Raw genomic sequence first — 8,368 nt, forward strand, 5'->3', positions numbered from 1 at the left:
TAACGTGTCTGAAAAAGGGAATATAGATTAGCTTTATTGTAAATAAATTATTAGTATTGTAAAATTGATGGTATTGATGGAGGTATAATTATTCGTTCTGTTTCAAAAAATCTAAATCTTTTGAGATTGATTGTAAATTTATAGTTCGGAACGTGTTACATAATTGACCCAATTCGTTACAAGTCTTTGCATTTACTAACTCTTTAAAGGGAGAACGTATTGTAAAATATAGCTTTTTACCATCTAACATTAAGTTCGATAGTGAAAAATTGATAAGCCCACGTTTTAATTCAGTTTCCGAACTCATAAATAATTCGTGTGCTTTTTGAGATAGGGATAATATTTTCCGAACATTAATATGATATTGTTCGTCCTTATCCGTTTGAGACTCTAAATGGGTACTGACGGCTTGTTGGCGTTCTTTTAGAGTGATTAATTTAGAATTATACATTTCATCGCTTATAGGGCTATTGGGCTTGGTATATTTATCAAATAAAGAATCTATGTGCTGTTGAATTAAGCAATGTTCTTTTTGTAAACTCTTCATGGTTTGATTCTGAAATTTTTTATGAGACTCGTGCAGAATCCTTAATTGATTTACAACTAGTTTGATTTGTTTATCCGTGAGTTTTATTGAGTGAAAAAAACTTTCAATTTGCTCAATTAAATGTGTCTCATTTACATAGATTTTTTTACAGTTTTTATAATAATTTGTACAGCTATAAAGAATAAATCGCCCCTCCTTTTTACTTTCAGCAGTAATGGTGCAACCGCAATTTTTACAAGTAATAAGTGATTGAAAAAGTTTGAGTACCTTTTGTTTATTCTTGGTATTATTTCTGTTTTTTAATTCAAATTGTTGTTGAACAGTATCAAAAAGTTCTTTGGTTATTATAGGTTGATATTTATGAGGAAATAGCTTTCCTTTAAATTTCATTAATCCATAGTAAAAAGGGTTATGCAAAATATCAGCAATCAGTCTTCGTGAAGCTTTTTTATCATTTCTACTTTTAAAATTATGTTTAAAAGACCAATCTATTAATTGGTTTAAGGAATACAAGCCTGTTCCATACATTTTGAATAATTTTTGGATGATTTTAAATTCTTCCTTTAACGGAATAATATCGGTAGTTCTTAATTTTCCTCTTACCACTTCTTTTATTGCATGGTATCCTCTTGGAATAGTTCCAGTAGCCCACTCTCCTTTAAGGATTTTTCCTTCTAAACCTCGCTTGGTATTATCACTAATACTATCAGCAAAATACTGTGCTAAAGCCACAGCCATATTAAACTGAAACAAATCGATTGCAGTAGATTGTTGATGAACAATAAGGTGATCAGAAACGAAGTGTAATTCAATCAACCCTTTTTTTCTCAACTTATCTAATTTGGGTAGCCATGTAGGAAAATCTCGAAGAAGACGATCTACTTTATCTGAACAAATAGCTATCGTTTTTCTTGATTTTACAATGCGGTTTAAAAAACGTTCAAATTCTTTTCGTTCTAATATACTAGCACTTTCATCAAAGGCATATTCTTCTATGAGTGACAGTTGTTCATTTTTATTAATATAATCTCGTAATCGTTCTATTTGAGCAGGAATAGAGTTTCCTTGTGCTTTTTGTTCTTTTGAAGAGACACGAGCAAGTAAATAAGCATCTTCGGCTTTTAAGTCTTTATCATATATTTTCATTGTTTTTCATAAAAAAACAAAAGGGAGTAACGGATTAGCAATTTAAGTCGCCAAACTAAAAATTTCCGTTACTCCCTTTTGTTCTTAAATAACTTATAATTTCTAGTTTGGCTTTTTGATTATAGCATTGTTTTTATTTTGAGTTAATGTTTTTTTATCTATTATTAATAGAATATTGAAAAACCCTATTAAGTTATTAATTGGTTCTTCCTTAACATTTGTTTCATTTTTCAACTTTTTATTGGTACCCATAAATCATAATAAACAACGATGTAATTGCTCGTTACAATGTTATAACTAAAAAAAACAAGAATATAGATATCCCTTTTTGTAAAAACGCCTATAAAAAAGAAATGCATTGATGTTATAATCAAAATATGAAAACCACACCAAGCAATGAACAATTTACTGACTCATTAAAAAAAGACGCTCTCAAAATGGCAGTTGCTTGTGTAATAAATACTGTAATTGAAAACTATCACACAGGAGTATTTCTTCAATCAAAAACAGGAGATTATTCAGACGTTAAGGTTGTTACTCCTTTTGGTGAAATTCCATAGGATGCACTCTCTCGAATTAGCGACCCAGAAATGATGGCATTTAATAAAGAAGTTTCAAATTTACTCTATACCTATCTGCAATATTTATTAAACCCTCACTTTGATACACAAATCAAAGAGGAATTTATAAAGTATGCCAATTTGTTTTATCCAGAGAACTGGGATGAGCCAGATATTGATGAAAAAATAATTGAAATGGTAAGAACATTACAACATAAAAAATAATTATTAATACAATTATGATTATCTATAATTCCATCTAAAGTATTAGTATGCTTTAGGGATGAGTTATATTTATTTTACTAATGTACCCAACATCATATTTGATATCCATTTAAAAGATTTAGGTTATGCAGAATTAAAAGTACTCATGGTTATCATTCGTCAAACCTATGGATGGAAAGATACACATACTGGAACACATAAACATTGGGATTGGATATCGCAACAGTTTTTCGTTAGAAAAACAGGGCTCTCGGCAAGGGCTGTTTCGACAGCTATTTCCAAGCTCATCACAAAGAATATAATAAAAGTTAAGAACGAACAGGGAAGACTGGTTTTTGGAAACAAAGAGCGTCAATATGCTTCAAAACTCTATTTCTCCACTACCTTTCAAAAAAGCTGTGAAGTTAGAGGTAATAAACCAGTGAAGCAAGTTCACACTACAATAATTAAACATACAGATAAGTACAGTGAAGCAAGTTCACTGAGTTTAAAACGCATACAATTTAAAAAACATACAAAACCTTAACAAACCAACTTGTACGCATTTCTTCCACTAAATATTGAGAGACAGCGATTTTTTTTGTAGTATTTACAAAATGGGGTATCTATATTGTGGTGATGGAAGATATTAAAATAGTAACAGCGTTGGACAATTCATTAACCCCAATGCTTTTTAATTTTTTATGACAAACGCATTACATCTCCTTAAAAGTTATCGAGAACGAACAGGCGTATCACTTCAAGACATGGCAACCTTTATTGGCGTAGATACTGGTAACCTTTCTAAAGTAGAACACGGCAAACTCGATGCCAGTATTTTAATCCTCTTTTCATACCATCTCATTCTTAAAATTCCTATTGAAAAACTGTTTAAAAATCACTATCCTGAAATTATAAAAAACTGCTTGAGGAATGGGCTTGTTTTGAAAGATAAATTATTGGACGAGATGAAAGCACCGCATATTGATAAACGCCTTATTCTTGTGGATACCATTATTGATAGATTACTTGAATTGGATAAAAACCATGGACGTTAGTCCTATGGTCATTACATTGTATCCAAACGCATTTGGTATGGGCTATGTTATAAGTGAAACACCCAAAGAATTGATTAATTATGGTGTAGCACGAGTGAGACCACTTTCTAAAAGTCATTATGTAAAAAGACTACTTTATTACATTAAGCAATACCGTCCAACAATCATTATACTTCGAGGATATCGAGATACTGACAATCGAATCAGTAAACGAGTCATCAATATTATACAAACCTTTGAGCTTGAAGCGGAAAAACAAAATTTACTCATTTTCAAATATTCACGAGAGGATATCAAGCAAGTTTTTAAACAGTTTGGTGGAAACTCTAAATATGCTATTTCAAAAACAATTAGTTCTTGGTATCCAGAGTTGCAATCACGGATGCCTGATATTCGTAAAAATACGAAAGCAGAGCATTATCAAATGGGAGTTTTTGATGCTTTTGCGTTAATGTTAACCCATTATTATATTGAGAATTAAATAATTTTATCGTTTTAACACGTATTTTCTTTGCAAGATCTTCATGAGCTTACCTATGTTCTGCCATATAAAATAAATCCACTCTGCTATCAGAAATACATATCGGAGGGAAATATTATTTTTACTTTAAAACAATGCTAAAAATAAAGAAGAGTAAATTTATAGTTACAAAAAATATATAAAAAAAGAGAATTAAAAATAGGCAACTATAAACTTATATTTTCTCTAAAAAAGTCTAAAATTCTTCTTAAATATCTTTATGGATGATTAATTTACGTTTAGATAACACCATTAGATGGTAAGGCAAATCAATTATGATGCTTTACCATGCAATTGCATCAATTGATCAAGATCAATTGATATTTAAAAATAGGCCATATGTTAAATTAGAGGGTAATCAAATTTGAGTTTACCATAAATAAAGTAAATCATATTGATGAAATTATTGATATTTCTGTACCCTCTAGCTCTTTTTTAGCAAGTTGAATTTTAGAGTTTATGCCTTTTAAATTACTGCTGTTTATTATGCTTTCCAAATAGACAATGATAAAAACCACTATCTTTAATTTATTAATTTTATTACACTATTTTAGGACGAGACAATTAAATAACTAAAAAAAACTCCAACAAAAAAGTTGAAGTTTTTATTTTCCAATCTTTGGGAGCAAAACCCTCGCCTTCAGGCGATCCCTTTAGGTCAACATGATACACTACCTACATGCAACTCTACCGCAAAGGATCTCATACCCTCTATGATCTCAAGTACCATATTGTATGGGCCACCAAGTATAGCAAACCTATCCTCACTGAACGTAGAGGGAAGCATGTACGAGATTTGATACGTGAAATCTGTCTTACGCATAACGTACAAATCTTAAAAGGTCATGTATCTAAAGATCACATCCATATCTTCATCTCTATGCCACCACAGATTTCAGTATCAAAGATCGCACAACTCATTAAAGGTAAAACCTCACGTAAACTCCTCCAAGAAGACAAGGCACTGTCAAAACAATACTGGGGTAATCACCTATGGGCTCGTGGATACTTTGCTACCACCTCAAGGCAAATCACTGATGAAATGATCCTTGAATACATTACCAACCAAGATGAAGATGTTGATAAGCGTGGAGATGACTTTACGGTTTTGTCTGCATAATACAGGCTTTCAAGCCTTACAAAAAACTACCGGCTTGGAGCCGGTAGTAGTTTATTTATAAAATAGTCTTATTTCAATATTTTCTTTTTCTCTTTTTTAGAAAAATGATACACAATATTTGGTATAAAAGCCATCCAAAAAAAGAAAAAGGCTAATAAAATATGTACCGTAGTTGATGCGGTATTTCTTGTTAATAAAAAATACTCTGGTGTTTCTTCTTTTAAATTCCAATCATTTGCAAGATACATTTTCATATCCTTAATGGCTTCTTCTCTTTTTTGAGTTTGTTCTTGGTTTTTCATATTAATTTTGTTTAGATTTTTGGATTTCTTTTTTAATCATTTTCATTTCGTTAACATCAATATGTCTATATGCGGTTTTTATAGCTTCTTGGTAGTATTCCTCAAGTGCTTTAGCTGTTGGATTATACACTCCTGTATCTTCTGACATTAATTGTCTCGGTGTTGGTTTGCCTGTCCACGTCTTGTTTCCTTTAGCCGTAATTTCTTTACGTGGAAGTGCTATAGTTTTCTTCCAAAACTTCTCTCCAGTAAAAGGATCAGTAGCCTCAATGATAATATTGCCAAAGTGATAGAATGTTCCTGAAACCTTGTAATGGTTAGGAGCATTTTTACTAATCATTTGCGACCAGTTTGTTTGTTGTTTTAACGTTAAATTTCCCTCGTCTTTTAAACTAATTCTAATCTCTAGTGCAATATCAGAGTTCTTTTTATCTCCATAGACCATCTCGTCACGATTTTTGAATGGCCCACGTAATGAAAAACCTTTAGCTATGAGCATTTCTTCAAAGTCATCCGCCATATTTTCGATAAATGTAGAATAAGGTTGAACTCTTAAATTTGGATTTTTGTCTGCAAAAACAGGGTTCAAAAGTGCAATGGTAATATCGGCACTTCTAGGATTAGATCTGTCTTGTGGTGTGTAATCAAAATTTGGGTTATACCTTGGCACTTCTTTCTGGGCTACTTTAGGTGCCGAACCACAACTTGTAAGAACTAAAAGAGTTAAAATAAATGAGATTTTTTTCATAATGTTTTGTTTTTATTAAGTTAAAAAGCAAACATAACAAATAATTTTAAATACGGACAATATAGTCCGCTTATTTTTTTAAATATTCCTATACATTTCAAATAAATAGAAAAGTAACTTGAATCTGTCAAAAAAGAACCAAGAGGAGTATTTAAAAAAGTTAGGAATTTATATTGTTAGATTACGTGAAAAAAAGGGTTTGAAACAATATGAATTGTCTGATCTTTTAGACATTGACGTTCGTGTTTTAAGAAGAATCGAAAAGGGGAAAACAAATATTCAAATACTATTTCTCTTTAAATTAGCAGATGTGCTTAATGTAAAAACCAATTCTTTTATTGATTTACCTAAAGTTGATGATTCAGAAAAGTAATAAAATTATGCAGCCTATTATTGATTTTAATATTATAAAAGCACACTTTTTGCTTACTTATATTTTAAATGTTTGAAACATTTGTGTTACTTTAGACATTGAATGTCAATAAGTAAACAATGAAAAAAAAAGTTGGGGTGTGGATTCGCGTGTCCACCAAGTTACAGCAAAATTCAGACAGTCCTGAGCATCATTTACAAAAAGCAAAAATGTATGCAGACTTGAAAGAATGGGAAATTGTAGAAGAATATCATCTAGAAGCAGTAAGTGGAAAAAGTGTAATGGCACATCATGAAGCTCAACGAATGTTAAGAGATATCCAAAACGGACAAATAGAAGGTCTTATCTTCTCTAAAATTGCCCGTCTTGCAAGAAATGTAAAAGAACTATTGGAATTTTCTGATCATTTCCAAGAATACAATGCAGATTTAATTTCCTTACATGAATCTATTGATAACAAGTTCTCCATCTGGTAGGTTCTTCTATACAATCATTTCTGCAATGAGCCAATGGGAAAGAGAAAATATTGTAGAGCGTATCAATTCCTCTGTAGAAGTAAGAGCTAAAATGGGAAAAGTAATGGGTGCTATTCCTTTTGGCTATAAACGAGTAGGAAAAGAAGAAATGGAACTTGATGAAAAAGAAGCTCCAATTAGAAAAATGATGTATACGCTGTATTTAGAACATCAACGTTTTGGAACGGTTGCCAAAATTTTAAATGATAAAGGATACAGAACAAAACGAAACAGTCTCTTTTCAGGAATAACAATCAAGCGGTTACTTAAAGATCCAACAAGCAAAGGAATAAGGAGGTCTCATCATACCAAAGTTAATAAAAAAGGGAAAACAGAAATACGAGATAAAGAAGAATGGTACATTCATGAAGCACCAAGAATTGTTTCTGATAAATTATGGGGCGAAGTAAATTTATTAATTGCCAAACAAGAAATAGGAAGAACTCAACCACTTAATAGAAAAGTACATTTGTTTACTGGTTATTTGTTTTGTGAGTGTGGTGGAAAAATGTATATCCCATCAGGGAACCCAAAATACACCTGTAAAAAATGTAAACGCAAGATTGGAATCGAAGACATTGAAGAAATCTTTAAAGAACAACTCACAGAATTTATCTTATCTAAAGAAGAAGTAAATAGATATTTTGATGGAACCCATACTGTCATAAATGAGAAAAAAGAAGAAATAAAAATTATTGAATCAAAGATTGAAAAGCTAGAAGTTAAAATTGAAAAAATATTTGAGCTACACGAAAAAGGACAGATTGAAACAAATCGTTTTAATGAGTTTTATGACAAACCAAATAGAGAAATAAAACGACTTAAAATGAAAATTCCAGAATTAGAAGGAGAGATATTTGCTTTAAACGATCAATTTAAATCTAGTGGATATATTATAGAAGAAGCAAGATCATTATATGAAAACTGGAGTAAACTTACCAAACTACAAAAACGAAAAATTATAGAAATCATTACAGAAAAAATAATAGTCGGAGAACAGGAAATAGCTATAAACCTTAACTATATCCTACCCAAAACCACTTCTTTTAAAACGACTGCAAATGGGTTACATAAACTATACACGGTGTGTCTGTTGCACAACTTGATAAAGATACAGAAATTTCGTATATTTAATAATGCAAGGCAAGAAGCAATATCAAGAAAAGCTGTTTAATAATTTCCAGTTGAGTGAGCGAGTTCCCAAGGATAATTTTTACAGACGTTTAAAAAAGATCCTTCATTTAGATTTTCTGTATTCAGAGACAAAGTGTTATC

At 31.0% G+C, this 8,368-nt stretch carries 12 protein-coding genes and 1 pseudogene; 9 read left to right on the plus strand and 4 right to left on the minus strand.

Annotated features, from left to right (window positions below):
* Positions 1-88: 88 nt before the first annotated feature.
* Positions 89-1,693, minus strand: a complete 1,605-nt coding sequence (locus BTO18_RS16455; protein ID WP_105017274.1) for a recombinase family protein — start codon at positions 1,691-1,693, stop codon at positions 89-91.
* A 377-nt stretch (positions 1,694-2,070) separates the two neighbouring features.
* On the opposite strand from BTO18_RS16455, the gene BTO18_RS16460 reads away from it, so the two are divergent.
* The 5 genes from BTO18_RS16460 to BTO18_RS16480 all read left to right on the plus strand — a co-directional run bounded on the left by BTO18_RS16460 (position 2,071) and on the right by BTO18_RS16480 (position 3,996).
* Positions 2,071-2,253, plus strand: coding sequence for a hypothetical protein (locus tag BTO18_RS16460; RefSeq protein ID WP_105017275.1), 183 nt, complete (start codon positions 2,071-2,073; stop codon positions 2,251-2,253).
* A gap of 30 nt (positions 2,254-2,283) precedes the next feature.
* A complete protein-coding gene (locus BTO18_RS16465) occupies positions 2,284-2,478 on the plus strand; it encodes a hypothetical protein (protein WP_146106973.1) in 195 nt (64 codons plus the stop codon).
* 58 nt (positions 2,479-2,536) lie between these two features.
* Complete coding sequence (locus BTO18_RS16470; protein WP_105017277.1) at positions 2,537-3,004, plus strand: replication protein; 468 nt, start codon at positions 2,537-2,539, stop codon at positions 3,002-3,004.
* Positions 3,005-3,161: 157 nt separating this feature from the next.
* Positions 3,162-3,515: a helix-turn-helix domain-containing protein gene (locus BTO18_RS16475; RefSeq protein WP_105017278.1), complete on the plus strand. Its 354-nt coding sequence runs from the start codon at positions 3,162-3,164 to the stop codon at positions 3,513-3,515.
* Positions 3,505-3,996 (plus strand): hypothetical protein, encoded by a 492-nt coding sequence (locus BTO18_RS16480; RefSeq protein ID WP_105017279.1) that lies wholly within the window; start codon positions 3,505-3,507, stop codon positions 3,994-3,996. The genes BTO18_RS16475 and BTO18_RS16480 overlap by 11 nt, the downstream gene beginning before the upstream one ends.
* Before the next feature lie 381 nt (positions 3,997-4,377).
* Here BTO18_RS16480 and BTO18_RS16485 read toward each other — a convergent pair.
* A pseudogene (locus BTO18_RS16485) lies at positions 4,378-4,580 on the minus strand (transposase); the annotation flags it as partial.
* A gap of 134 nt (positions 4,581-4,714) precedes the next feature.
* Between BTO18_RS16485 and tnpA the strand changes: the two are divergent.
* Positions 4,715-5,155 carry an IS200/IS605 family transposase gene (tnpA, locus tag BTO18_RS16490; RefSeq protein WP_105017280.1) on the plus strand — a complete coding sequence of 147 codons (441 nt, stop codon included), beginning with the start codon at positions 4,715-4,717 and terminating at the stop codon, positions 5,153-5,155.
* A 68-nt stretch (positions 5,156-5,223) separates the two neighbouring features.
* Here tnpA and BTO18_RS16495 read toward each other — a convergent pair whose 3' ends face one another.
* Both BTO18_RS16495 and BTO18_RS16500 read right to left on the minus strand, forming a co-directional pair.
* On the minus strand, positions 5,224-5,457 hold the full coding sequence (locus BTO18_RS16495; RefSeq protein ID WP_105017281.1) for a DUF8108 domain-containing protein: 234 nt from the start codon (positions 5,455-5,457) through the stop codon (positions 5,224-5,226).
* A gap of 1 nt (position 5,458) precedes the next feature.
* Positions 5,459-6,127 carry a hypothetical protein gene (locus BTO18_RS16500; protein ID WP_146106974.1) on the minus strand — a complete coding sequence of 223 codons (669 nt, stop codon included), beginning with the start codon at positions 6,125-6,127 and terminating at the stop codon, positions 5,459-5,461.
* Between the two features lie 196 nt (positions 6,128-6,323).
* Here BTO18_RS16500 and BTO18_RS16505 point away from each other — a divergent pair, with 196 nt between their 5' ends.
* The 3 genes from BTO18_RS16505 (at position 6,324) to BTO18_RS16515 (ending at position 8,267) form a co-directional block, all read left to right on the plus strand.
* Positions 6,324-6,578: a helix-turn-helix domain-containing protein gene (locus BTO18_RS16505; RefSeq protein WP_105017283.1), complete on the plus strand. Its 255-nt coding sequence runs from the start codon at positions 6,324-6,326 to the stop codon at positions 6,576-6,578.
* 137 nt (positions 6,579-6,715) lie between these two features.
* Positions 6,716-7,054 carry a recombinase family protein gene (locus tag BTO18_RS16510; RefSeq protein WP_170063303.1) on the plus strand — a complete coding sequence of 113 codons (339 nt, stop codon included), beginning with the start codon at positions 6,716-6,718 and terminating at the stop codon, positions 7,052-7,054.
* On the plus strand, positions 7,020-8,267 hold the full coding sequence (locus BTO18_RS16515) for a recombinase family protein (RefSeq protein ID WP_105017285.1): 1,248 nt from the start codon (positions 7,020-7,022) through the stop codon (positions 8,265-8,267). The genes BTO18_RS16510 and BTO18_RS16515 overlap by 35 nt, the downstream gene beginning before the upstream one ends.
* Positions 8,268-8,368 lie beyond the last annotated feature (101 nt).

The organism is Polaribacter porphyrae, from assembly GCF_002954685.1.
GTDB lineage: Bacteria > Bacteroidota > Bacteroidia > Flavobacteriales > Flavobacteriaceae > Polaribacter > Polaribacter porphyrae.

Coding starts and splice junctions, on each gene's coding strand:
- BTO18_RS16465 (WP_146106973.1), top strand. CDS start 2,284: ATGATGGCATTTAATAAAGAAGTTTCAAATTTACTCTATACCTATCTG.
- BTO18_RS16515 (WP_105017285.1), top strand. CDS start 7,020: ATGAATCTATTGATAACAAGTTCTCCATCTGGTAGGTTCTTCTATACA.
- BTO18_RS16475 (WP_105017278.1), top strand. CDS start 3,162: ATGACAAACGCATTACATCTCCTTAAAAGTTATCGAGAACGAACAGGC.
- tnpA (WP_105017280.1), top strand. CDS start 4,715: ATGCAACTCTACCGCAAAGGATCTCATACCCTCTATGATCTCAAGTAC.
- BTO18_RS16470 (WP_105017277.1), top strand. CDS start 2,537: ATGAGTTATATTTATTTTACTAATGTACCCAACATCATATTTGATATC.
- BTO18_RS16495 (WP_105017281.1), bottom strand. CDS start 5,457: ATGAAAAACCAAGAACAAACTCAAAAAAGAGAAGAAGCCATTAAGGAT.
- BTO18_RS16480 (WP_105017279.1), top strand. CDS start 3,505: ATGGACGTTAGTCCTATGGTCATTACATTGTATCCAAACGCATTTGGT.
- BTO18_RS16455 (WP_105017274.1), bottom strand. CDS start 1,693: ATGAAAATATATGATAAAGACTTAAAAGCCGAAGATGCTTATTTACTT.
- BTO18_RS16460 (WP_105017275.1), top strand. CDS start 2,071: ATGAAAACCACACCAAGCAATGAACAATTTACTGACTCATTAAAAAAA.